15 protein-coding genes are annotated in these 25,542 nt (G+C 70.5%); 9 read left to right on the plus strand and 6 right to left on the minus strand.

Annotated features, from left to right (window positions below; genetic code table 11):
* Positions 1–198 (plus strand): biotin/lipoyl-containing protein (locus ACIOC0_RS27085; RefSeq protein WP_351333370.1); only part of this gene is annotated, 198 nt, incomplete at its 5' end.
* 116 nt (positions 199–314) lie between these two features.
* On the opposite strand, the gene ACIOC0_RS27090 is transcribed toward ACIOC0_RS27085, so the two are convergent.
* Positions 315–1,283 (minus strand): DeoR/GlpR family DNA-binding transcription regulator, encoded by a 969-nt coding sequence (locus tag ACIOC0_RS27090; RefSeq protein WP_402158234.1) that lies wholly within the window; start codon positions 1,281–1,283, stop codon positions 315–317.
* Between the two features lie 204 nt (positions 1,284–1,487).
* On the minus strand, positions 1,488–2,936 hold the full coding sequence (locus ACIOC0_RS27095; RefSeq protein ID WP_351095168.1) for an NAD(P)H-quinone dehydrogenase: 1,449 nt from the start codon (positions 2,934–2,936) through the stop codon (positions 1,488–1,490).
* Positions 2,937–3,038: 102 nt separating this feature from the next.
* Here ACIOC0_RS27095 and ACIOC0_RS27100 point away from each other — a divergent pair, with 102 nt between their 5' ends.
* The 4 genes from ACIOC0_RS27100 to ACIOC0_RS27115 all read left to right on the plus strand — a co-directional run bounded on the left by ACIOC0_RS27100 (position 3,039) and on the right by ACIOC0_RS27115 (position 6,587).
* Positions 3,039–3,479, plus strand: a complete 441-nt coding sequence (locus ACIOC0_RS27100) for a gamma-glutamylcyclotransferase (protein WP_130441408.1) — start codon at positions 3,039–3,041, stop codon at positions 3,477–3,479.
* 49 nt (positions 3,480–3,528) lie between these two features.
* On the plus strand, positions 3,529–3,807 hold the full coding sequence (locus ACIOC0_RS27105) for a type II toxin-antitoxin system RelE/ParE family toxin (protein WP_402158236.1): 279 nt from the start codon (positions 3,529–3,531) through the stop codon (positions 3,805–3,807).
* 100 nt (positions 3,808–3,907) lie between these two features.
* Complete coding sequence (locus ACIOC0_RS27110) at positions 3,908–4,732, plus strand: purine-nucleoside phosphorylase (protein WP_130441406.1); 825 nt, start codon at positions 3,908–3,910, stop codon at positions 4,730–4,732.
* A gap of 223 nt (positions 4,733–4,955) precedes the next feature.
* Positions 4,956–6,587 carry a phospho-sugar mutase gene (locus ACIOC0_RS27115; RefSeq protein WP_402158238.1) on the plus strand — a complete coding sequence of 544 codons (1,632 nt, stop codon included), beginning with the start codon at positions 4,956–4,958 and terminating at the stop codon, positions 6,585–6,587.
* Positions 6,588–6,701: 114 nt separating this feature from the next.
* On the opposite strand, the gene ACIOC0_RS27120 is transcribed toward ACIOC0_RS27115, so the two are convergent.
* From ACIOC0_RS27120 to ACIOC0_RS27135, 4 genes are all read right to left on the minus strand, one after another.
* Positions 6,702–7,154 carry an SUKH-3 domain-containing protein gene (locus ACIOC0_RS27120; protein ID WP_402158241.1) on the minus strand — a complete coding sequence of 151 codons (453 nt, stop codon included), beginning with the start codon at positions 7,152–7,154 and terminating at the stop codon, positions 6,702–6,704.
* The gene (locus ACIOC0_RS27125) at positions 7,151–17,842 is read right to left on the minus strand and encodes a LamG-like jellyroll fold domain-containing protein (protein WP_402158243.1); all 10,692 of its coding nucleotides are present in this window, start codon (positions 17,840–17,842) and stop codon (positions 7,151–7,153) included. Before ACIOC0_RS27125 ends, ACIOC0_RS27120 begins: the two co-directional genes overlap by 4 nt.
* A 184-nt stretch (positions 17,843–18,026) precedes the next feature.
* A complete protein-coding gene (locus ACIOC0_RS27130; protein WP_402158245.1) occupies positions 18,027–18,644 on the minus strand; it encodes a BMP family ABC transporter substrate-binding protein in 618 nt (205 codons plus the stop codon).
* A gap of 332 nt (positions 18,645–18,976) precedes the next feature.
* Positions 18,977–19,699 carry a PH domain-containing protein gene (locus tag ACIOC0_RS27135; protein WP_402158247.1) on the minus strand — a complete coding sequence of 241 codons (723 nt, stop codon included), beginning with the start codon at positions 19,697–19,699 and terminating at the stop codon, positions 18,977–18,979.
* 671 nt (positions 19,700–20,370) lie between these two features.
* On the opposite strand from ACIOC0_RS27135, the gene ACIOC0_RS27140 reads away from it, so the two are divergent.
* The 4 genes from ACIOC0_RS27140 to ACIOC0_RS27155 all read left to right on the plus strand — a co-directional run bounded on the left by ACIOC0_RS27140 (position 20,371) and on the right by ACIOC0_RS27155 (position 25,475).
* Positions 20,371–21,177: an IPT/TIG domain-containing protein gene (locus tag ACIOC0_RS27140; RefSeq protein ID WP_402158249.1), complete on the plus strand. Its 807-nt coding sequence runs from the start codon at positions 20,371–20,373 to the stop codon at positions 21,175–21,177.
* Positions 21,178–22,140: 963 nt separating this feature from the next.
* Entirely contained in the window at positions 22,141–23,103 is a 963-nt protein-coding gene (gene deoC, locus ACIOC0_RS27145) for a deoxyribose-phosphate aldolase (protein WP_130441707.1), read from the plus strand.
* Between the two features lie 5 nt (positions 23,104–23,108).
* Entirely contained in the window at positions 23,109–24,566 is a 1,458-nt protein-coding gene (locus ACIOC0_RS27150) for an aldehyde dehydrogenase family protein (protein WP_402158252.1), read from the plus strand.
* A complete protein-coding gene (locus tag ACIOC0_RS27155) occupies positions 24,567–25,475 on the plus strand; it encodes an aldehyde dehydrogenase family protein (protein ID WP_130441394.1) in 909 nt (302 codons plus the stop codon). It begins immediately after the preceding gene.
* The last annotated feature ends 67 nt before the right edge of the window (positions 25,476–25,542 follow it).

Raw genomic sequence — 25,542 nt, forward strand, 5'->3', positions numbered from 1 at the left:
CCGATGCAGGGCACCATCGTCAAGATCGCCGTCGAGGAAGGCCAGGAAGTCCAGGAAGGCGACCTGATCGTCGTCCTCGAAGCCATGAAGATGGAGCAGCCGCTGAACGCGCACCGCTCCGGCACGGTCAAGGGCCTCACCGCGGAGGTGGGCGCGTCGATCACCTCGGGCGCCGCGATCTGCGAGATCAAGGACTGACACAGAGGGAACGCGCCGAGGCGCTCGCGGGATCCGAGGGATCCGGCGGGCGCCTCGCCGTACATCGGGAGCGGCCCCCGGCCCGGCCCCCTTCGAGGGGTCCTCGCGGGGACGGCTCAGCGGCGGCGGAGATCCGCGACGCGGGCCGCCCGCTCACCCCCCGGGGCCTGCTCCCCGCCCATCACCGCGGCCGTGCGCAGGCCGTTCGCGCCGGGGACCTGGCCCCGGCGCGGGGCCGGCAGGGGGACGTCCCGGCGCTGCTGCTGGCGGCGCGCCGGGACCGCGTCACCCCCCGGGCCTCCCGACGCCCCGGCCACGGCGATCTGCACCCCCTGGTCGGCGAGGGCCTGGAGTTCGGTGGCGGCACGGTCGTCGTGGGCGGGCGGTTCGTCGGTCACCAGACGGGTGATGACGTCCGTCGGCACGGTCTGGAACATGGTGTCGGTGCCGAGCTTGGTGTGGTCGGCGAGGACGACGACCTCGGCGGCGGCCTGCACCAGCGCACGGTCCACGGACGCGGACAGCATGTTGGACGTGGACAGTCCGCGCTCGGCGGTGAGGCCGCTCCCGGAGAGGAAGGCCCGCGAGACCCGCAGCCCCTGGAGGGACTGCTCGGCCCCGCTGCCGACGAGGGCGTAGTTGGACCCTCTGAGCGTGCCGCCGGTCATCACGACCTCCACCCGGTTCGCGTGAGCCAACGCCTGGGCCACCAGCAGGGAGTTGGTGACGACGGTCAGGCCGGGCACCCGGGCGAGGCGGCGCGCGAGCTCCTGGGTGGTGGTACCCGCCCCGACCACGATGGCCTCGCCCTCTTCCACGAAGTTGGCGGCGAGGTCCGCGATGGCGGTCTTCTCGGCGGTCGCGAGATGGGACTTCTGCGGAAAGCCGGACTCCCGCGTGAAACCGCCCGGCAATACCGCACCGCCGTGCCGGCGGTCGAGGAGTCCTTCTGCCTCCAGTGCGCGCACGTCCCGCCGTACGGTCACTTCGGAGGTCTGGACGACGCGGGCGAGCTCACGGAGCGACACGGCTCCGTTGGCTCGCACCATTTCGAGGATCAATTGGCGACGTTCTGCAGCGAACACGAAACTGACAGTAACGCGGGCGACCGTCTGCTTTCAGCTCTTTGCGCCGAATAATAGAAGTTGTTCGCACAGTAGGGACAGAGGTGGTATAGGGGTCTAGTTGCCTCGCCTATGCCATCCGCACGGGCCACAACTCCCCGTGACCAGCGGGGAGTCGATTCCGGCCGCCCCTCACGCCCCGGTGAGCGCCGTCGCGCGCCCCGGTCAGCCCTCGCCGCCCGCCTTGCTCGTCTGCAACTGCCGCGCCACCTCGGCGATCGACCCCGACAGCGACGGGTACACCGTGAAGGCGTTCGCGATCTGTTCGACCGTCAGATTGTTGTCGACGGCGATCGAGATGGGGTGGATCAGCTCCGAGGCGCGCGGCGCCACGACCACACCGCCGACGACGATCCCCGTGCCCGGCCGGCAGAAGATCTTGACGAAGCCGTCCCGGATGCCCTGCATCTTCGCGCGCGGATTGCGCAGCAGCGGCAGCTTGACGACCCGGGCGTCGATCTTGCCCGCGTCCACGTCGGCCTGCGTGTAGCCGACGGTGGCGATCTCGGGGTCGGTGAAGACGTTGGAGGAGACCGTCTTGAGGTTGAGCGGGGCCACCGCGTCGCCGAGGAAGTGGTACATGGCGATGCGGCCCTGCATGGCGGCGACGGAGGCGAGCGCGAAGACGCCGGTCACGTCGCCGGCGGCGTACACGCCGGGGGCGGTCGTACGGGAGACCTTGTCGGTCCAGATGTGCCCGGAGTCGCGGACCCTGACGCCCGCCTCCTCGAGGCCCAGCCCTTCGCTGTTGGGGATCGCGCCGACGGCCATCAGACAGTGCGAGCCGGTGATGACCCGGCCGTCGGCGAGCGTCACCTCGACCCGGTCGCCGACGCGCTTGGCGGACTGCGCGCGGGAGCGGGCCATCACGTTCATGCCGCGGCGGCGGAAGACGTCCTCCAGGACGGCGGCGGCGTCCGGGTCCTCACCCGGCAGCACCCGGTCCCGGGACGACACCAGCGTCACCTTGGAGCCGAGGGCCTGGTAGGCGCCGGCGAACTCGGCGCCGGTCACGCCGGAGCCCACCACGATGAGCTCCTCGGGCAGCTCCCGCAGGTCGTAGACCTGGGTCCAGTTGAGGATGCGCTCGCCGTCGGGCTGGGCGTCGGGCAGTTCGCGCGGGTGACCGCCGGTGGCGATGAGGACGGCGTCGGCGGTGAGGGTCTCCTCGGTGCCGTCGGCGGCGGTGACCACGACCTTGCGGGAGCCGTCGAGGGACTGCATCCCCTCCAGCCGGCCGCGCCCGCGCAGCACACGCGCGCCGGCGCGGGTCACGGAGGCGGTGATGTCGTGCGACTGCGCGAGCGCGAGCCGCTTCACACGCCGGTTGACCTTGTGCAGGTCCACCCCGACCACCCGGGCCGCCTGCTCCAGCGGCGGGGTGTCGTCGGCGACGATGATGCCCAGCTCCTCGTAGGAGGAGTCGAAGGTGGTCATCACCTCCGCCGTGGCGATGAGCGTCTTCGACGGCACGCAGTCGGTCAGCACCGACGCCCCGCCCAGACCGTCGGCGTCGACGACGGTCACCTCCGCGCCGAGCTGCGCGGCCACCAGGGCCGCTTCGTAGCCGCCGGGTCCGCCACCGATGATCACGATCCGAGTCACGTACCCCATTGTCCCGCACCCGTCGACGGGGCACTTCCCCGGGGGGCGGGCGGTGCCCGAGTGGCGGCGGACACCTCGGTGACCTCGCCCTGGCTGCCGTACTCTCGACCCATGTCGCTCTACGCCGCGTACGCCGGCAACCTCGACGCGCGGCTGATGACCCGCCGCGCCCCGCACTCCCCGCTGCGCGCGACGGGCTGGCTGAACGGCTGGCGGCTGACCTTCGGCGGCGAGCACATGGGCTGGGAGGGCGCGCTCGCGACGATCGTGGAGGACCCCTTCTCACAGGTCTTCGTCGCGCTGTACGACATCGCCCCCATGGACGAGGAGTCCCTGGACCGCTGGGAGGGCGTCGGCAGCCTCGACGTCTACCGGCGCACCCGGATCCGCGTCCACACCCTCGACGGCGAGGAGCAGGGCTGGACGTACGTCCTCAACGGCTACGAGGGCGGCCTGCCGTCGGCCCGCTACCTCGGCGAGATCGCCGACGCGGCCGAGTCGGCCGGCGCACCACACGATTACGTGATGGAACTGCGGAAGCGGCCCTGCTGAGGCACGACGTTCCTACACTTGTGGAACCGACGCACCCACGGGAGAGCGCATGGCCCCCACCACCTACGACGTCTACTACACCGTGCAGGCCGCGGCCGCCCGCGACCGGCTGGACGACCGCCAGCGCACCGCGTTCGACAAGGGCATCGCCCTGCTCGCCCGTGATCCCTTCCTCTCCGTCTCACGGCCCATAAGCTCCACGGGAGACGACCGCACGATCCGGCTCACCCAGAACGTCCTGGTGGAGTACACGGTCAGCCGCGGCAGGCTGCTGATCTTCATCGTCGAGGTCTTCAACGACAAGGACGTCCTCGTCGCGGACGAGTAGGCACCCCCGACGCCTCTGGTTGGAAACGACAAGGCAACGATCGACATCCCGTCGGGTTCCTCATCTACGCGCGTAGGCCGATACGGGCTACCCTCATCGCGTGAACGCATCTCTTCTCCCGGACGACATCCAGGGCGACCCCTACGGGGCCGCCGACGCCGCCGCGGCGCGGCTGCGCGAACTCACCGGCGCCGACACCCACGACGTCGCCCTCGTGATGGGCTCCGGCTGGGCGCCGGCCGTGGACGCCCTGGGCGCGCCGGACGCCGAGTTCCCGGTCACCGAGCTGCCCGGCTTCCCGCCGCCGGCGGTCGAGGGCCACGGCGGCAAGATCCGCTCGTACCGGATCGGCGAGAAGCGCGCCCTGGTATTCCTGGGCCGCACCCACTACTACGAGGGCCGCGGCGTGGCCGCCGTCGCCCACGGTGTGCGGACCGCGGTGGCGGCCGGCAGCAAGACGATCGTCCTGACCAACGGCTGCGGCGGCCTGCGCGAGGGCATGCGCCCCGGCCAGCCGGTCCTGATCAGCGACCACCTGAACCTGACGGCGACCTCCCCGATCGTCGGCGCGAACTTCGTCGACCTCACGGACCTGTACTCGCCGCGGCTGCGGACGCTGTGCAAGGAGATCGACTCCTCGCTGGAGGAGGGCGTCTACGCCCAGTTCCCCGGCCCGCACTACGAGACGCCGGCGGAGATCCGGATGGCCCGCACGATCGGCGCCGACCTGGTGGGCATGTCCACGGTCCTCGAGGCCATCGCCGCGCGGGAGGCGGGCGCGGAGGTGCTGGGCATCTCCCTCGTCACCAACCTCGCCGCCGGCATGACGGGCGAGCCGCTGAACCACGAGGAGGTCCTGCAGGCGGGACGGGACAGCGCGACGCGGATGGGCGCGCTGCTGGCGCAGGTGCTGGGCCGGCTGTAGGACCAGCGCGGCACTCAGGGGCGCTGCCCCTGATCCACCGGGGGCTCCGCCCCCGGGCTCGCCCGCTCCCCATCAGGGTGAGGCGTCCAGCCCGTCCGGCGTTTGAGGACGAGGCCCGTTCAGGGCCGAAGCGGGGGCCCGGGGGCGGCAGCCCCCGAGGACGGGAAGGGAAGGGGCGGCGGGGGCGAGGAAACCCACGACCACACGAGAGGCTGACCCAACCGTGCATGACGACCTGACCGCCCGCGCCCAGGCGTGGCTCGCCGAGGACCCCGACCCGGAGACCCGCGAGGAACTCGCGAAGCTCCTCGACGCGGGAGACGCAACCGAGCTGGCCGTCCGCTTCTCCGGCACCCTCCAGTTCGGCACCGCCGGCCTGCGGGGCGAGCTCGGCGCCGGCCCGATGCGCATGAACCGCGCCGTCGTCATCCGCGCCGCCGCCGGCCTGGCCGCGTACCTCAAGGCCAAGGGCCAGGGCGACGGCCTCGTCGTCATCGGCTACGACGCCCGCCACAAGTCGGCGGCGTTCGCGCAGGACACCGCCGCCGTGATGACGGGAGCCGGCCTGCGCGCAGCCGTCCTCCCCCGCCCCCTCCCCACCCCGGTCCTGGCGTACGCCATCCGGCACCTGGGCGCGGTCGCCGGCGTCGAGGTCACGGCCAGTCACAACCCGCCGCGCGACAACGGCTACAAGGTGTACCTGGGCGACGGCTCCCAGATCGTCCCGCCGGCCGACGCGGAGATCGCGGCCGAGATCGCCGCCGTCCGCTCGCTGGACGACGTACCGCGCCCGGAGTCCGGCTGGGAGGTCCTGGACGACTCCGTCCTGGACGCGTACCTGGCCCGTACGGACGCGGTCCTCGACCCCGCATCCCCGCGTACGGCCCGCACCGTCTACACGGCGATGCACGGCGTGGGCAAGGACGTCCTGCTCGCCGCGTTCGCCCGCGCCGGCTTCCCCGAGCCGGTCCTCGTCGCCGAACAGGCCGAACCCGACCCGGACTTCCCGACGGTCGCCTTCCCCAACCCGGAGGAGCCCGGCGCGATGGACCTCGCCTTCGCGAAGGCCCGTGAGAGCGACCCGGACCTGGTCATCGCCAACGACCCCGACGCCGACCGTTGCGCGGTGGCGGTCAAGGACGGCGGCGACTGGCGCATGCTGCGCGGCGACGAGGTCGGCGCGCTGCTCGCGGCCCACCTGGTCTCGCGCGGCGCGCGGGGCACGTTCGCCGAGTCGATCGTCTCCTCGTCGCTGCTGGGCCGTATCGCCGGGAAGGCGGGTCTGCCCTACGAGGAGACCCTCACCGGCTTCAAGTGGATCGCCCGCGTCGACGGTCTGCGCTACGGCTACGAGGAGGCGCTCGGCTACTGCGTCGACCCCGAGGGCGTTCGCGACAAGGACGGCATCACGGCGGCCCTGCTCATCACGGAGCTGGCGTCACAGCTCAAGTCGGAGAACCGCACGCTGCTGGACCTCCTGGACGACCTGGCCGTCGAGCACGGCCTGCACGCGACCGACCAGCTGTCGGTCCGTGTGGAGGATCTGACGATCATCGTGAACGCGATGACCCGCCTGCGCGAGCACCCGCCGACCACGCTCGCCGGTCTCCGGGTCACCCGAGCCGAGGACCTCACCCGGGGCACGGACACCCTCCCCCCGACCGACGGCCTGCGCTACACCCTCGACGGCGCCCGAGTGATCGTCCGCCCGAGCGGCACGGAACCGAAGCTGAAGTGCTACCTGGAGGTAGTGGTCCCGGCCGCGACCCACGCGGACCTCCCGACGGCGCGCGCGAAGGCGACGGCCCTCCTGACAGCGATCAAGCACGACCTGTCGACAGCGGCCGGCATCTGAGCTGCCCCTAGGCAGTCCGACACCCAGCAAACGACAGGCGCCCTGCGAAACCGCAGGGCGCCTGTCATTTGGTATCCGAGCCCTCATGCAGAACTTCGGCTTGTTTCAGCGCGTTCAGAAGAAGGTCTTGTCCCAGTCGCCGGAAATCAGAGCCTGCACGGATTTCACGAACCCGTTGCCCACGTACTGCATTCCCGCGTCTCCACCGAGAAACACGTCCCCATCACGCGCCATCAGAACCACTTCTTCGGTGGAGAATGCAGACCCGACGGGGACCAGAGGGCGACCCACTCTACGAGAGTAGATACGAATGTTTCCCGGATAGAAAGAGAGCGCCTCTTCAGCATCGATCGTCACCCCCACCTCCGTTCCGCGATACATCCATGAAATGGAGCACTCTCGGTACTCCGAGAGGAAACTGAGAAGTTCCGTCTCCACCGGGTAGCCGGCTTCTTCGTAGAGTCCTGCCACCAGCTCGACAGAAGCCCCCCCCAGGTCCACTCGCGTGGCACCAGGGAACGCGTCCCGCAGCCTCTGCCGCCTGGCGTTCTCGGTGGATTCACTCATCCGGTCAACACCTTCCTGACTGCCCCCGGAACCCACACTTTACAGTTGTCGCACATCGGGAACTTCTTACCCTTCTGGTTGAGCGTGATGATATCCAGGTTCTCCAAAGAGGCTCCGTCGTTCAGGGCATTGGTGCACATACGCGCCTCTGCGCATACGCCCGGCGGGCGACCAGCGGGGTGCTGGGATTCACCCGGAAGCCGCGATGTCACATCTGGGTGAAGCCCATCCTCAGGCCCGCTCTCGCCGTAGTACGTCTTACCGGTGGTTCGGTCACGTCCCACACTGAACGCACCCGGAAAGAAGCCATCGTCAGAAAGCCCGGCCTTGATCTGGTTGATCCGAGCTCGGCCGAGCTGGGTCAGCTCCTGCCGAAGATCGACCTCGTCGCAATTGTGCACCAGTACCGGCGTGGCACCCGCGAGCACATGGTACGTGTGCAGGCTCTCGACGCTGAGGTCGTACGTGACCCTCTGCGCCGTGTACGACTTGATCTCGACGATGCGGGTCGCCGCCCCGTCGGCGTTCTGGAGGGTCTGGCCCGCCTTGAGGTCGCCCGCCTGGGTCCAGCTGTTGTGGCTGACCTCGTAGAACTGGTGGTGCTTGGTGGTCTGGATCGCCTTCTTGCCGGACTTGGTGGCTACGACGACGTCGACGTAGTCACGGTCGGTCTTGGTGACGATGACCGCCTTGACGCGGTGCTTCTCCTTCTTCTTCTTGCCGGGTTCAGCGGTCAGGACGTAGTCGCCGACCTTGACATCGGATATCTGCTTGACGGCGCCGTTGGCCATCAGCACACCGGTGAGACCGGTGAAGCTGTGCCTCGCGGGGACGCGGCAGCTTGCCGCCGGCGTCTCGTCGGACTTGGACGACTTGCCCTTGCCGCCGTACTTGCTCGCCGCCGCTCCGAAGATGCCGCCGACCACCGCGCCGGTCGCCGTCGCCTTGGCCGCGCCGCTCGCGCTGCAGCCTTCCTCGCTCGCCGCGCAGCTGATGCCGTAGCCGACCGCGCCTTCGGCACCGCCGCCCGCGGCGCCCATGGCCGCGCCCTGCGCCACCTTGCCGCCGGCGCCCGCCAGCAGGCGACCCACCGCACCGGAGACCGCACCGCCCACAGCGCCGCCTACGGCTCCGGTCACGGCGCCGATCGCCATCGAACCGAGAAGCCCGCCGACCGACTTGGGGCCGTCGCTCATCATGTAGCCGACGCCGTTGGCCGCCGCGCCCGCCAGGGCCGCGCAGGCTACGACGCCACCACCCATGGTGGCTCCTGTGCAGACGCCGAAGACCACCACGCCCGTGGCCACGGAGAAGATCGTCGCCGCGTGCTGCTTGACGTAATTGGCTGAGGCCTTGGCTGCCTTCTTAAGGCCTCTGCCGATCTTCTTGGCCGCCTTCTTTCCGGCCGCGACCGCCTTCTTGGCTACGTGTTTGACGGCCTTGGCCACCGCCCGTGCCGTCTTCTTGACCTTGTGGACGACGCGATGGACCTGGCGTTTGGCGTACTTGTACGTCCGCTTGGCGTATCTCTTGACCTTCTTGACGCTGTCCTGGACGTACCGCACCGCCTTGCGCACCGCGCGGTGCGCCTTGCGTACGGCCTTCTTGACGGTGCGCTTGACGGCCTTCGCGACCTTGCGGACCTTCTTCGCGGCCTTCTTGACCGCGGCCTTGCCCTTCTTCCAGGTGGACTTGACGGCCGACTTGGCCTTCTTCGTGACCTTTTTGACGGTCTTCTTGAAGCTCTTCGCCAGGCCGCCGATGGACCAGTGGCCCGTCGGGTCCATCTCCGTCATCGGGTTCTGGTTGGCGAAGGAGTAGCGGTTGGCGTTCACCGACGCCGGCAGCGGACTGTTGGACACCGTGTCCCGGCTGTTGAACTGGCCGCTCTCCGGCGAGTACCAGCGCGCGGCCATGTTGACCTTGGCCGTCTCCGGGTCGGTCCAGCCCGACTGGTAGCCGAGGTTGCCCAGCATGCCGGTGGTGGCGGTGACCTTGCCGAACGGCGCGTACGTCGTCGAGCCCGACAGCGTCTCGGCGGCGTCGGTGAACTGCGCCACCACGTCGTCGTGGAGGTCGGTCCACACCAGCACCGACGACAGCGCCGTCTTCACGCCGGCGAGCGAACCGTCCGCGCCGCGGCTGTAGACGGCGTGACCGTCGGAGGCCACGTCGTTGCCCAGACCGCTGTAGCGGAAGGAGAAGGCCTCGGCACCGGTCCCGTCCTTGGCGCTGAGCACCCGGTCGAGACCGTCGTAGGCGTACGTGCGGTCGCCCTCGCTGACCACGCGGTTGAAGGCGTCCGCCTTGACCGACGTCTGCGAGCCGCCCTCGTCCGTCGTGGTCCTCATCGTGCCGCGCGCGGTGTACGCGTACGTGGAGTGCCCGTCCGAGGTGAGGCGGTTGCGGGCGTCGTAGGTGTAGGTGTCACCGCCGACGCGCGTGCGGTTGCCCGAGGCGTCGTAGCCGTAGACCTCCGTGGACGTCCCGTTGTTCCACGACGTCAGGCGGTTCGCCCAGTCGTAGGTGTACGTGTTCGTGGACGCGCCGGCGACTCCCGTCGTCGTCTTCGACGTCAGGTTGTCGTTCTCGTCCCAGCCGTACGCGAGGGACGCCACCGTCTTGCCGGTGGGCGAGGTCAGCTTCTCCGATGTCGGCCGTTGCAGCGCGTCGTAGGAGAACTCCCGCTTGGCCTTTCCGTCGCCCAGGTCGATCTGCTTGACCTTGTTGTCGACGTCGTAGACGTACGTCATCGTCGAGCCGGTCGCGCCGTCGACCTGCGTCCTGAGGCGGCCGGCCGTGTCGTAGGCGTACGTCGAGGTGCCCGAGGCGTCCGTCCGGGACGTCATCGCGCCGTCGCCGTCATAGGCGAAGGACGAGGAGCCGGACGGCCCCGACGTCGACAGGAGCAGGCCCCGGTCGTCGTACGTGAACGTGTCCCTGCCGGTGTCGGAGTCCGTGCCCGTCACCGAGGTGACGCGGTCGTCGGAGTCGTAGGCGTAGGTGTGGTCGACCGTCTCGGCCTCCGCACCCGTGCCCGACTGCTTCACCAGCCGGCTTTTGGCGTCGTACTCCTGGGTGACGACCACTCCGCCCGGGGAGCGCTGCTCCTTCGGCCGGCCGGCCGCGTCGTACACCGTGGTGAAGGTGCGGTCGGCGAGGTCGGGGTGGGCCGGGGTGGACGGTTCGATCACCGACTCGGGCAGCCCCCACGTGTTGTAGGTCGTGATGAACGGGTTGCCGCGGCCGTCGGTGAAGCGCGTGGGGTTGCCCGCCACGTCGTAGCCGTAGGTCGTGGTGATGGACTCGGTGGCCGAGACGGGTTCGACCGCCTTGGTGACCAGGCCCGTCGGGTCGTAGGTGTACGTGGTGCTGTGCCCGCGGGGATCGGTCACCGACACCGCGTTGCCCGCACGGTCGTAGGCGGTGCTGCTGGTGCGCAGGACCGCGCCCGCGGTGTCCAGGTCGCTGGTCGCGGTCAACTGACCGTAGCCGTTGTAGGTGTTGCGGGTACTGGTGCCGTCGGGGTTCGTCGCGGTGAGGACGTCGCCGTCCATGGTGTACGTGAACTTCGAGGTGTTGCCGGCGCCGTCGGTCACCTCCGTGACCTCGCCGAGCGCGTTGTACTTGTAGGACTCGGCCACCCCCGCCGCGCTCACGGTCCGGGACAGGTCGCCGCCCGGCGCGTCGTACTCGTTGATCGACGTGTACGCCCGCTGCGTCGGCTGCCGCACGATGTCCGTGCTGGTCAGCTCACGTCCGAGGTAGTCCCACGTCGACTCCTCGCGCGCCCCGCCGGGCCGGGTGGCCGACAGCAGGTCGCCGTTGGTGGAGTAGACGAACGTGGACTTGCCGCCGCCGGGTTCGGTGACCGAGGCCACGTCGCCGAGCTGGGTGTAGGTGTACGTCGTGCGGTTGCCCAGCGGGTCGACCTCCGCGGTGACCTGGCCGAGCTTGTTGTACTCGTTCCAGGAGGTCGCGGTGACCGGGGCGCCGGCCCCCGGCGCGGTGTAGCCCGGGGACGTGGTGGAGGTCTCCTGCCCCTCCGCGTCGTAGGCGACGGTCGTGACGTTGCCGAGCGGGTCGGAGGTCTCCGTCGGCTCGCCGAAGGTGTTGTAGCCCGTCATCGAGATCGGGCGGACGGAGGTGGCCGCGCCGCCTCCGGTCTCCGCGTCGGCTGCGGGTTCGGTGACCGTGGTCTGCTGGGCCGCCTCGTCGTAGCCGTAGTCGGTGGTGTTGCCGGCCGGGTCGGTCATCGACGTGGGCAGGCCGCGCTGGTCCAGCTTCCACGTCGTGGTGCGGACCGAACTGCCCGCCGCGGGAAGCGTGCCGCCGTACACCGCGGACACCTGGGAGGCGGTCAGCGCCTCGCCGTAGACCTGGACGTCGGCGATGGCGGCCTGCGTGTTCTCGGCGTAGGCGCCGTTGTACAGACGCCGTCCGAGCTGAAGCGGACCGGTGGCCTCCCAGGGGGTGGTGAAGGCGGTCGTCGTCCCGGACTGGGCGCCGTTGACGTACAGCTTCAGCGACGCGGAGGCCTGGTCGTACACACCGGTGAGGTGGGTCCAGACGCCCGACGTCACCGCCGAGGTGCCCGAGGAGGTGCGAATGGTCGCCGCGTCGGTCGCGTCGGCGGCATGCCGGTTGAAGGTCCAGCCGTACGCCGTGGAGTAGTACAGCTGGAAGCCGCTGGCGGTCTTGCCGTCCTGCGCGACGACGTCGCTGTTGGCGCTGGTCGAGTTGAGCTTGACCCACGCCGACACGGTGAAGCTGCCACCGGTGTTGACGGCCGGACCGCTCGACTGTGCGTAGGAGCCCGCTCCCTTGATGACGACCGCTCCGCCCTTCTCGGTGGAGCGGGTCACGGCGCTCGTCAGCGTCAGCTTGTTGTTGCCGCCCGAGGAGTCCTGGGCTGTGAGGCCACTGGTCTCGGACAGCTTCCAGCGGGCCACCGGGGCGGTGGTGCCGTCGTGGACGGTGGTGCCGGTGATGTTGCCCAGGTTGTCGTAGCGGGTGTCCACCCGGTCGGTGTCACCGGTGGCCGGGTCGGTCTCGGACTCGGTCACGACGTTGTCGTCCGGGTCGTAGGAGACCTTCGTGGTGCGGTTGACGCCGGTCGGGTCGAGCACCGAGGAGGTGACGCGGTCGGCGGCGTCCACCGCGAACGTGGTGGTGGTGCGGCCGTCGTTGGTGACCTGCTTGATCAGGTTGCCGGCCAGGTCGTAGGTGTTGTCCTGCTCGACGAACTGCTTGCCGGTCGCCGGGTCCTTGCGCACGACCGACGCCGCGAGGCCGTCGTCGGTGTAGGTGTAGGCCGTCACCCAGCCCATCGCGTCGGTGAGGGAGGCGAGGCGTCCCGCCGGGTCGTAGGCCCGGGACTCCTGGACCAGGGTGCTCGGCGACTTCGGGTCGTTCGGGTCGCCGGTGTGGTTCAGCAGGCTGGTGGTCAGCGGCCGGCTCTCGGCGTCGAAGGTGTAGACGTTGACGTTGCCCTCGGGGTCGGTCTCCTTCACCTTGTTGCCGTAGACGTCGTACTCGAAGGACGTGGTGTCGCCGCCCGGATCGGTCCGCGAGGCGAGCCGGTTGTAGGCGTCGTACGTCATCGACGTGGTGCGGGAGGCGTCTCCGCCGGTCAGGTCGGCGACGGTCTGCGACAGGATGTTGCCGTCGTCGTCGAAGACGGTGGTCGACTTCGCCTGGTGCCTGGCGCCGGTGACGCGGTTGGTGACCTGGGGGCTGGTCTCGGTGACGACCTGGTCGTTCTTGTCGTACGTCCAGGAGGTGGTGAGGCCGCTCGGCTGGGCGTCGGAGATCTCCGTCTTGCTGCTCTGCCTGCCGATGTCGTCGTAGGTGTACCTGACCTTCGCGCCGTTGGCGTCGACGGCCTCGGCGAGGTCTCCATTGGCGAAGTAGACGTACTTGGTCCGCTTGCCGCCGGGAGTGGTCACCGTGTCCATCAGGCCGGCCGGCGCCACCGCCGTGCCGCCCTCGGCGGCCGGCGTCGACGACGTGGTGTAGGTCGTGGACGCCGTACGGCCGCCCGGATGACCGGCCACGGGCGGGCCGGTGACGGTGAGCAGGTTGCCGCCGGCGTCGTAGGTGTAGCTGGTCAGGTACGTGTTGTCGGTGGCGGACGCGGAGCGCGCGTCCCGCTCGGTGAGGAGCAGGTCGTTGCGCGGGTCCATCGCCGGGAAGGCGGTGGTGGCGTCGGGGTAGTACGTGTAGTACTCGGTGGCGCACTTGCCGGCGGCCGTGTCCTGGCAGTCGGTCTGCGAGACCGTGTTGCCGCGGACGTCGTGACCGGTGATGCTCCGGTTGCCGTTGGCGTCGGTCACCGTGTGCAGGAAGCCGGAGGTGTCGTAACCGTACGTCGTCCGCTTGCCGTTGGTGTCGACCGCGGCCAGCAGACGGTTGCCCATCTCCGCGTCGTACACGTACGTCAAGGTCTTGTCGGTCGGGTCGGTGAGCGTGACCGTGCGCACCGGTGCGACGCCGGACGACGCCTTGTAGGCGGACCAGTGCTGCTCGACCTGGTCCTCGGTGAGGGCGTGGTCGTAGGCCGCGACCTCGGCGATGGAGCCGTTGAAGAAGCTCACGTCGCCGGGCGAGCTGAACCACTTGTTGAAGCCCGCGCCGACGAACGTGCGGGTGTTGGACTGGTCGTTCACCCCGCTCGCGAGGTCGCCCTGCTTGACGCCGTCGACGTACAGGGTCTGCTTGGCGCCGTCGGCGGACAGGACCGCGTGGTGCCAGACGTTGTCGTTGACGGCCTTCGTGGACCCGAAGTCCGCGTTCGCGTTGCCCGAACTCCACCAGTGGCCGCGCAGCTTGCCGTCCGCGCCGACGTACAGCGTGGGGGTCCAGGTGCCGGACGGGGCCGACAGGGTCGGCGGCTGCGACTGGTCGGACAGGAGCGTGCCGGGCTTGGCGGTCTTGAACCACAGCTCGACGGCGCGGGCCGAGGAGCCGTGCCAGGGGGTGTACGGGATCTCGGCGTAGGAGGAGGTGCCGTTGAAGGAGGCCGCGGTCACGTCACCGGCGCCGAACGGGCCGGCCACGCCCTGCGTGACGGTGCTGTTGGTCCCGAAGCCGGTGTGCACCTCGTTCGCGGCCTGCGGCGCGCCGAGGGTGTCGGCGAGGCGCCAGTACCCGGTCGGGGCGGAGCCCATGACCGCGGAGCGGTACACCTGCGAGGAGCCGGTGACGGTGGACGGGTTGAGCTTCCAGACGCCGCCGTCGCCGTCCGTGACCTGCTGGACGAGGTCGTCGGTCGTGCCGTACGCGACCTTCGCCTGAACCTTGCCGCCGGGCGTGGTGATCTTGTCGAGCAGTCCGGTGGACCGCTTGGCGGCCTGGTACTGCGCGGTGATCGCCGACAGGTCGAGGGGCTCCGAGTAGATCGCCACCTCGGCCATCTGACCGGTGTAGTGCCCGAGCTTGTCACCGGCGTTCATCGCCGGCCAGCCGTCGGTGTTCACGCCGGCGCCGAGCGAGATCCAGGGCTGCTCCCAGTCGTTGATCGTGCCGGTCAGCGAGCCCTGGGAGACGCCGTCCAGGTACAGGGTCTGGCTGCCGGCCTGACCCGTGAGGACCGCGTTGTGCCACTGGCCGTCGGTGACCGTGGCGGTGGAGACGGCGGTGGGGCTGCAGCTCGGCGACATGGCGAGGCAGCCGCGCAGCTTGCCGTCGGTGCCGACGTAGACCGCCGGGGTGTTCTTGGTCGTGTTGGCGACGGGGTCCGAGTCGCTGAGCGGCTTGTCGCCGTAGTAGAAGAGGACGCCTCCGGGCGTGGTCGTCTTGAACCACAGGGAGACCGTCATGTACGACGGCGTCGCGCCGGGCGCGGACGGCATCTCGACGTAGGACGTGGTGCCGTTGAAGGTGGCCGTCTTCTGGGTCGAGCCCGCCAGCAGGGTGGAGCCGCCCAGGGTCACGTCGTGGTAAGTGCCGTTGTAGCGGCCCTGGTTGGTGTCGACCGTGTCTTTGGCGACGGTCGTGCCGCTCGTCTCGCCGAGCCGCCAGTAGGCGTAGGGGTCGGCGTCGAGGACGGTGGTGCGGTAGTGGTTGCCGGTGGCGTAGCCGTACGTGGTGCACTTGGCGGGGCTCGCGGGCGGGCAGACCGAGGTGAGCTGGTCGCCGGAGTAGCCGTACTTCCACGTCTGGACGGTGGTCGTGTCGCCCTTGACCGAGGGGTCGGTGGCGACCGAGTCGACGTGCGCGGCGCTCGCGCCGGCGGGGGTCGTCCAGGTCAGCGTCAGGGACCGCTTGGCCGTGCTGTTGGTGATCTTCGTCAGCTGCTTGGAGGCGTTGTAGGTGAACGTCTCGGCGCGGCCGGCGTAGTCCTTGATGCCGGAGATGGCGTACGTGCCCGCCTTGGCCGTGGCCTGCTTGAACGCGTACTCGGTGAACTCCTTGTCCGTCAGCGTGTATCCGCCGGTCACCGCGAGCAGCCGGGCGTAGCGGCCGAGCGGGGGCTGGAACGTGCCGTCGGTGTTGCGGCCGAAGGCGACCTGCTCACCGCCGGGGTAGGTGACGATCACGCTGGTGACGGTGCCGGAGGGGTCCTTGACCTCGGCGGCCTTCATGTCGGCGACCGTCGACCAGCCGGCGCCGAAGGCCTGGTCGGTGCGCGGGTCGAGGCTGTTGTAGGAACGGTCGATCTGGAGCGAGGGGCCGACGACCTCGACGTCCGCGTCGGTGTCGTCGGTGGTGTAGTTGCCGTCCGAGGGGTCGAAGTCGTGCCCGTCGGTGTTCTGGGCGAGGCCCGAGGTGACCGGCGGCTGCGGCACGGCGGTGGTGAAGCGGCTGGAGTAGGTCACCTCCTGGTAGCCGTCGGTCACGCCGACGTACCAGGCGTAGTTCTTGGACCACTTGAGCTTGCCCGCGGGGATCTTCCAGCTGCCCTTGGCCAGGGCGCCGGACGTGACGACGGGGGTGGTGCTGCCGGAGTCGGCGTCGTACACCTCGAAGGTGTAGGTCAGCGTGGCGTTGGGCCACTTGTCGGCGTCGCTGGCGTAGACCAGCAGCTCCGGCTGGAGGGTGTTGGCCTGGAAGTTCTCCGGCGGGTACTGGGCGTTGACCTGCGGCTGGGTGTTGGCCGCGTAGGTCAGGTCGAGCGAGGGGCGCATGGCGGCGTTCGCCGAGTCGTCGGAGTGGAACCGCTTCCAGTGCAGTCCGTCGGACGTCGGCGCGGCCAGCGCCAGGCCGTAGTTGGCGCCGCCGGTGGCGACCTGCGTGAACCAGGGCGTCGACAGGGTGACGGGCATCTTCACACCGACGTCGGTGCTGCCGTCGCTGTTGCTGCACGAGGCGCCGGGGGCGACGGTCGCCGTACCGATGGCGGCGCCGTAGGCGGGGCCGGGGTAGGCGGTGGTCGTCGAGGGCGACCAGGACCGCGTCACCGGGTACACCGAGAACGGCTTCGCGCTGCACGACGAGGACCACAGCGCGTACACGTTGAGGGTCGCGGCGGAGACCTTCTGCCCGGCGATCTTGGAGCTCAGCGTGGAGAACTGCAGGAAGGAGTTGGCCTTGTTGGTGCCCGAGTCGTACGAACCGACCTTGATCTGGGACTCGTTGGAGCGGTTGATGCTCGCGTCGGACTGCACGTACGTCGCCTCACTGGAGGCGACGACCGTCGTGGGGTCGACGGTGACGGGGTAGACCCGCTCGGGGTCGTCCAGCCAGGCCCGGTCGGCGGTCATCCGCAGCGCCGGCTCGCCGTCCACGGTGGTGAGTTCGTAGGAGACCTGCTGCGAACGCGTGCCCTCGCCCGAACGGGGGTCGATACGGGAGTCGACCATGAAGGCGTGCGGGATGCTCGCCGTCACCTTGCCGTCGGCGCCGGTGAACTCCACGTCGCCGTTGGCGGCGAGGCGCGGGGTCAGTCCCTTGGCGTCCAGCCGGAACACCCAGGAGTCGGCCGCGTCCTTGGAGTGCAGGACGACGTTCTCCTTGAACCCGTCGGCGGTGGGGACGAGTTCCACGTCCGTGCCGGGCAGGACGCCGGCGTAGACGAGGGTGCCGTCGCGCTTCTCTGCCGCCGTGACCTCGCGGGCGCCCTGGAGGGTGTACGACAGCGCGCGGCCGTCGCCGAGTTCGACGGAGGCCAGCTGTTCGTCGCCGGAGTCCGGGGCGAACTCGACGTCGAGGGAGTTGGCTTCCTGCGTGAACCGCCCGTCCGCGTCCTTGACCAGGGCGGTGTCGATCGGCTGCCAGGTGCCGTCGGTCTCCTTGAAGTTGGCCCGGCCGGTGTAGTGGCGGACCGTGGTGGAGCCGTCGGCGTTGACGAAGTAGTCCGACGTGGCGGTGGACTTGGCCGCGTCGCGCTCGCTGGTGGCGAGGTCGAAGCTCTTCGCCGTGGCGGTCGCGGAGCCGGTCGTGACCTTGTCGGTCACGTCCACGGGCCGTTCGTACGCGTCGAGTTCCCCCTTGCCCTGACCGGGCGCGCGGCCCACCCCGTCGTCGGCGCTGGTGGCGGCGGTGGAGGCGGTGTGGCTCTTGCCCTCGGCGGTGCCGCCCTGCTGGTCGGGCGTGTCGAGCGGCGACTCGCCGGCCCACTCCCACAGACCGGACAGCGACAGCTTCGGCATGCTCACTGCGGGCAGCGTGGCGCCGGTCGCCGCCGCCGTCTCGGTGGTGAGCGTGAAGGAGAAGAAGACGAGAACAGATAGCGCCGTGGTCCTCATCCTGCCCCTGCCGGTACGACCCGGCGGAAACAGGCGAGTACCACGCCCCCGTTGCTTGCGCATGGACAGCCTTTACGTGGTCCTTACAGAACCTCGCAAGGTTTGCTCATGTGCGAACAGGATTTCTACACAAGATCCATATGTTTATGTGATCTTTACTGACTGGTGATCAGTTTGCGGCTGTTCACGGCCTCTTGTCCGACGCCGCGTCCCGGATCTCCCTCACCACCGCGGCCTTGAGCCCGTCACCCGGCGGTACCGCGGTGACGTTGCTCTTCGCCATCGCCACTGCCTCGCCGACCACGACGAACGGCAGCGAAGGATGCTGTCCGGCGACGGCTCGGACGGCCTGCGCCTGCGGCACGCCGACCGTCAGGACGATCTCGCACTGCCGCTGCACGAGCCCGTTGAGGAACGGCCGGGCGTTGGCCGCCGACTGCTCCCCCGTGACCGGCACGTAGCTCACCCTGGCCCGGGTCTCCTCGGACGCCTGCTGCATCCCCTCCCACACGGAGGAGGCGACCGTCCCCTGGGCTATGCCGTCCGCGCCGGTCAACAGGCAGGCGTCGACGTCCCGGTACTGCCGTGCCCTCGGATCGGGGGGCCGGTTCCCGTCCTCGTCCCCTCCGAGGAGCAGCCACAGGCCACCCGCCAGGGCGAGCAGCGCGACGGCCACTCCGCCCGCCAGCCGGCCGCGGCGGCCCCGCACCAGGCCGGCCGCCCGGTTCACCAGGGCCGGGGCCCACACCCCGCGCCCGGGGTTCTGCTTGCTGTTGCTGCGCCAATTGCGCCGGGTCTTCATCGGAAGGCCCCCCTCGATTCTCGGAACGGTGCGCCTGAGCACCGGTGACTGACTGGACGGTGGCGTCGCGAGCCCGCTCGGGCGGCGCGGGGTCCGCGTCGGCGGTAGCACCCGCAACGGCGTGCCCGCGGCAGGCGCGCCCCGGACGCGCACGTTCGCGGGCGCACAGCCCCCGCGGCACGCTGAGCGTACGGATCACGCGGCACGCCGGCCGCGGGGCCGGGCGCGGCAGACGTCAGCCGATCGCGCCGGGGCGTCGCCCCAGGGCCCTCGCCGGGCGCGGGGGTGTCGCGTCACGGGCCCTCGGCGGTGGGAGGCGGTGGCGTCGTGGTTCAGCCCAGGCCGAGCAGGATGCCCAGGAGCACCGCGCCCGCCGCCGCGGGGCCCATGATCTCCCAAGCCCAGCGGATCGTCACCTCGCCCTGAGCGCCGGCCGCCTTCCCGCGTGCCTCGCGCAGGAGCCGCAGCTCGTGGATGATCTTGTCGCCCTCGGCTCTCACCGGGCCCTCGGGAGTCCCCGTACCGGTGCGCGCGTTCGCGCCGCGCGCGGTCGGTTCGCCGCCGGGGCCGCCGAACCCGCCCAGGCCACCGACGCGACGGCCGCCGCCGCGTCCCTCGCGGTCCGCCTCCGCCTTGGCCTCCTGCCGGTGCGCCTTCTTGCGGCCGCGCAGGGAGACCGGGATCGCCCACAGCTGGAACTTCGCCCCGGCGTGGGTGACGACCTCGTTGGAGTACCCGGACCGGAGGGAGTCGACCTCGCCCCAGGGCAGTGCGATCACCCGGAACGGGTTGCGCACGCGCAGCCGGTCGTCGTTGGCGTACACCGCGGGGCGGACCGTGAACGCGACGATCAGCGGCACCAGAAGGAGCAGCGTCGCCAGTGCCAGCCACGGTGTGCGGCCCTTGCCGACGAGGATCGCGTCGAGGCCGAGCCAGCCGACGAGCCCGAGGAGCAGCACTCCGGCCGCGATGCCGGCGGGAGACCGGTAGATGCGGTCCTTGGACTCGGGCGCCGGGGGCCGCGGTGCTGGTGACTGGTCTTCCGGGGTCGTCATGCTCCCGATTCTGCCGCAGCGCCCTTCGGCGGGCCGACCCGCCCGGACGCCGGGCGCCGGAGCGGCGGCTCAGCGGCCGAAACCGTCCGTGAGCGGGAACGCCGGTCCCCTCGACCTTGCAGCCCGGCTCCCTCGCAGCCATCGGCTCGTCCCACTCGCCGACGGGACCCCCTCTTCCACACCCGCGCAGGGATGAAACTCCCGCCACGCCGTCAACAGGGGCGCACACGGGCGCATCGGAAGGCCGGTACGGGCCGTACGGCGTCGGCGCAGGTCGCGCGCCCCTCCATACGGGTGATGTTCCGTCAGCTCTCTTGTCACTCCCTCACCCGCATGGATCAATGGACATACCGGTGGGCGGCCCATCCCATTCGGGGTAGCGCGTATCGCTGATGCCCGCGACCTGTCTCATGTGCGTCCGTCGCACATGCATCTGCGCCGCAGCCCATGCCCGAGAGCTGGACGACAGGTCTTCGGCGGCTCGTCGAAGGCCGTCACAGCGCCCAGATCGTGGCCTCTGACCCCGGCACCCTGATCGTCCGACGTCCCGACTCGGGCCGTCCCCCCCTGCCCGTGCAGCCGTGCCGACCCCGGCCCGGAACCACGCCGGCACTCGCGGGGCGCGAGCGACGCACCTCGCACACACCCCAACCTCGTCCAGGAGGACAGCCATGTCTGCACCCAACCTGCTCCCCATCGTGTCGTCGCCGACGCTGATCGCCGCCGTGCCCGGCTTCGGGCCGACCGCCGGCGGCAACAGCGTCCTGCTCATCGGCACCAACCTCGGCGGCGCCACCTCGGTCACCTTCGGGGGCACGCCCGCGACCATCGTCTCCCAGGACCTCTTCGGCTTCCTGATCACCGTGGTCGCGCCGCCGCACGCCGCCGGCAACGTGCCCGTCGTGGTGACCACCCCGGCCGGCGCCAGCACGCCGGCGAACTACACCTACGTGGGACCGGTCGTGCCGTCGCCTCCGACGGTCCTCGTCTTCACCCCGCCGACCGGCCCGACGACCGGCGGCACGCCGTTCACGATCGTGGGGACCAACCTCACCGGCGCGAGCGTCACCTTCGGCGGCGTCCCCGCCGTCGGCGTCACCGTCGTCGGGGGCGTCCTGCTCACCGGCGTCACCCCGCCGCACGCCGCCGGCAACGTCCCCGTCGTCGTGACCACGCCCGCGGGCAGCACCACCGTCGCCGGCGGGTTCACCTACGTCGGTCCGCCGCTGCCCACGGCGGTCTCCATCACCCCGTCGGTGGGCGCCACCGTCGGCGGCACGCCGATCGCCATCATCGGCACCAACCTCACCGGGGCCACCGTGACCATCGGCGGCGTCCCGGCGACCAACGTGGTCGTCGACGCCACCGGCACGGTGCTGGCGGCCCTCACGCCCGCTGGTGTGGCCGGTAACGCGGCGGTCGTCGTGACGACGCCGGCCGGCAGTGCGACCGTCTCCGGCGGGTTCACCTACGTCTGACAGACGCGCGGGCGGGCCGGACGGCGATCGACGTCCGGCCCGCTCGCGTGCGTGGGGCCCGACACGGTGGCCGACGGACCACCTACCGGATTCCGCTGCTGCAAAATCGATCCTTCCCGGGAGTGTCAAGGCCGGCGGGTCCACCTTCTCCATTAGTGGTCGATGACGCATACACCGGACAATATTGTCGGTAATGGAATAGCGAACCGTCCCCGCTCGTGGAATGCGCTCCTGAATACGCCCCTCCGATCGGGTGACGGGTGCACATATCCCTTGCGGCATATTCCTCATTCTGCGTCACTGGAGGTATCCAACCGGTGGGCAGCCCAACCTCTCCGGGGGGCGCGGTGTCCGGTCCGGCCGCTGCCTGCCTTGCGCGTAGGGCAGCCCAGCATCGGGCTCGATGCCGCGATGGGCACCCCCTGAGAGGAATGGATCCCCCAGCCGGCGTCATTTCCTTGACGCCGGCTGGGCGGTTGGTCATCTCCACCGCGAAAGTCCGCTAAACGGCCCCTGACGGGCGGTGAGGGCAATTCCCCCCGGTCAAGGCGCGGTAATTCAGATATCCGCCGGCGTTCGACACTCCGGCGATGGCCTCACCCCTGACGGGATCGCCCCTTTATCAGCCATTCCGGCTGGTTCTCGACGGAAGGCCACCGCGCGCCGGTTCTTGGGGGCGGCCACCGCAGCGCCGGTTCTCCGCGGCGGCCGCCACAGTGCCGGTTCCCGCCGGGAGGCCACCGCGCCGCCGGTTCTTGACGGGAGGTCGCCGCGTCGCCGGTTCTCAGTGACGGCCGCTGCAGCGCCGGTTCTCCGTTGCGGCCACCGCGGCGCCGACTCTCCGCGGAGGCCGCCGCGCCACCGACCCACCGCCGGACCCGCCGCACCCCACCCGGGAACCGCCCCGGATCCCCCGCCGGGGTGTACACCCGCTACGCGCGTAGATATGCTCGTCTGGTGACCATGCCCACCAATGCACCCACCGCAGCTCACGCACTCGCGGACGTCACGACGTCCGACAGCTCGCTGCGCCGCTTCCTCCACGGGCTGCCCGGCGTCGACGCGGTCGGCCTGGAGGCGCGCGCCGCATCCCTCGGCACCCGATCCATCAAGACGACCGCGAAGGCGTACGCCATCGACCTGGCCATTTCCATGGTCGACCTGACGACGCTGGAAGGCGCGGACACCCCGGGCAAGGTCCGGGCGCTCGGCGCGAAGGCGGTCCACCCCGACCCCACCGACCGCACCACGCCCGCCACGGCCGCGGTCTGCGTGTATCCGGACATGGTGGCCGCCGCCAAGGCCGCCGTCGCCGGCTCCGGCGTCAAGGTGGCCTCCGTCGCCACAGCCTTCCCGGCCGGCCGCGCCGCGCTCGACGTCAAGCTGGCCGACGTCCGGGACGCCGTCGCCGCGGGCGCCGACGAGATCGACATGGTCATCGACCGCGGCGCGTTCCTCGCGGGCAAGTTCGGCAAGGTGTACGACGAGATCGTCGCCGTCAAGGAGGCCTGCGGCGACTCCGCCCGGCTCAAGGTCATCTTCGAGACGGGCGAGCTGTCGACGTACGACAACATCCGCCGCGCCAGCTGGATCGGCATGCTCGCCGGCGCCGACTTCATCAAGACGTCCACCGGCAAGGTGGCCGTCAACGCGACGCCCGCGAACACCCTCCTCATGCTGGAGGCCGTCCGCGACTTCCGCGACCGGACCGGCGTCCAGGTCGGCGTGAAGCCCGCCGGCGGCATCCGCACCACCAAGGACGCGGTCAAGTTCCTCGTCCTGGTCAACGAGACCGTGGGCGAGGACTGGCTGGACAACCACTGGTTCCGCTTCGGCGCCTCCTCGCTGCTGAACGATCTGCTGATGCAGCGTCAGAAGCTGGCCACCGGCCGCTACTCCGGCCCCGACTACGTGACGGTGGACTGATCACCATGGCATCCGCATTCGAGTACGCCCCGGCTCCCGAGTCCCGCTCGGTCGTCGACATCGCGCCGTCCTACGGCCTGTTCATCGACGGCGAGTTCGCCGACGCGGCGGACGGCAAGGTCTTCAAGACCGTCTCCCCGTCCACCGAGGAGGTCCTCTCCGAGGTGGCCCAGGCCGGCGCCGAGGACGTGGACCGGGCCGTACGGGCCGCCCGCAAGGCGTTCGGGAAGTGGTCGGCGCTGCCGGGCTCCGAGCGCGCGAAGTACCTGTTCCGCATCGCCCGCATCATCCAGGAGCGCAGCCGTGAGCTCGCCGTCCTGGAGACGCTGGACAACGGCAAGCCGATCAAGGAAACCCGCGACGCCGACCTGCCGCTGGTCGCCGCGCACTTCTTCTACTACGCCGGCTGGGCCGACAAGCTCGACCACGCCGGTTTCGGGCCCTCGCCCCGGCCGCTGGGCGTCGCCGGCCAGGTCATCCCCTGGAACTTCCCGCTGCTGATGCTGGCCTGGAAGATCGCCCCGGCGCTCGCCACCGGCAACACGGTCGTCCTCAAGCCGGCCGAGACCACCCCCCTGTCCGCGCTGTTCTTCGCGGACATCTGCCGCCAGGCGGGCCTGCCCAGGGGCGTCGTCAACATCCTGCCCGGCTACGGCGACGCGGGCGCCGCGCTCGTCGCCCACCCTGACGTGAACAAGGTCGCCTTCACCGGCTCCACCGCCGTCGGCAAGGAGATCGCCCGCACGGTCGCCGGCAGCCACAAGAAGCTCACGCTGGAACTGGGCGGCAAGGGCGCCAACATCGTCTTCGACGACGCGCCGATCGACCAGGCCGTCGAGGGCATCGTCAACGGCATCTTCTTCAACCAGGGCCAGGTCTGCTGCGCCGGCTCGCGGCTGCTCGTCCAGGAGTCGATCCACGACGAGCTGCTGGAGTCGCTGAAGCGGCGGCTGTCCACCCTGCGCCTCGGCGACCCGCTGGACAAGAACACCGACATCGGCGCGATCAACTCCGCCGAGCAGCTGGCGCGGATCACCGCGCTCGCCGACCAGGGCGAGGCCGAGGGCGCCGAGCGCTGGTCGCCGGCCTGTGAACTGCCCACGTCCGGCTTCTGGTTCGCGCCGACGCTGTTCACCAACGTCACCCAGGCGCACACCGTCGCCCGCGACGAGATCTTCGGCCCGGTCCTGTCCGTCCTCACCTTCCGCACGCCGGACGAGGCCGTCGCCAAGGCCAACAACACGCCGTACGGCCTGTCCGCGGGCATCTGGACGGAGAAGGGCTCGCGCATCCTCGCGGTGGCGGGCAAGCTGCGGGCCGGCGTCGTCTGGTCCAACACGTTCAACAAGTTCGACCCCACCTCGCCGTTCGGCGGTTACAAGGAGTCGGGCTTCGGCCGCGAGGGCGGCCGGCACGGCCTGGAGGCGTACCTCGCCCCGTCGAGCCCGGAGGGCGAGCGATAAATGAGCACAGTCGATAAGTCCGAGCAGCAGCGTCTCAGCGTCTTCAAGACCTACAAGCTGTACGTCGGCGGGAAGTTCCCGCGTTCCGAGAGCGGCCGGGTGTACGAGGTGAGCGACTCGAAGGGCAAGTGGCTGGCGAACGCGCCCCTGTCCTCCCGCAAGGACGCCCGGGACGCGGTCGTGGCCGCGCGCAAGGCGTTCGGCGGCTGGGCGGGCGCGACGGCGTACAACCGGGGCCAGGTCCTGTACCGGGTCGCCGAGATGCTCGAGGGCCGCAAGGGCCAGTTCACGCACGAGGTCGCCGACGCGGAGGGCCTGTCGAAGTCGAAGGCCGCCGAGCAGGTGGAGGCGACGATCGACCGCTGGGTCTGGTACGCGGGCTGGACCGACAAGATCGCCCAGGTGCTGGGCGGCGGCAACCCGGTCGCGGGGCCGTACTTCAACCTGTCCTCCCCCGAGCCGACGGGCGTGGTGGCCGTCCTGGCCCCGCAGCAGTCGTCGTTCCTGGGCCTGGTGAGCGTGCTGGCCCCGGTGATCGCGACGGGCAGCACGGCGGTCGTGGTCGCCTCCGAGAAGGCCCCGCTGCCGGCCCTCTCCCTCGGCGAGGTCCTGGCCACCTCCGACGTCCCCGGCGGAGTGGTCAACGTCCTCTCCGGCCGTACGGCGGAGCTCGCGGCGCCCCTGGCCGCACACCAGGACGTCAACGCGATCGACCTGGCGGGGGCGGACGAGGCGCTGGCGAAGGAGCTGGAGATCGCCGCCGCGGACAACCTGAAGCGCGTCCTGCGTCCACAGCCTGTGGACGACTGGTCCGCCACCCCGGGCATCGACCGCATGACGGCGTTCCTGGAGACGAAGACGGTCTGGCACCCGACGGGATCGCTGGGCGCGTCGGGCTCGTCGTACTGACACCCGCGTCGCACGCCGTACGGCGCAGGCCGGGTCTCTCGGACGGAGAGACCCGGCCTGTTCGGGC

The sequence above is a fragment of the Streptomyces sp. NPDC088254 genome (genome assembly GCF_044740925.1).
In the GTDB taxonomy this organism is placed as follows: domain Bacteria; phylum Actinomycetota; class Actinomycetes; order Streptomycetales; family Streptomycetaceae; genus Streptomyces.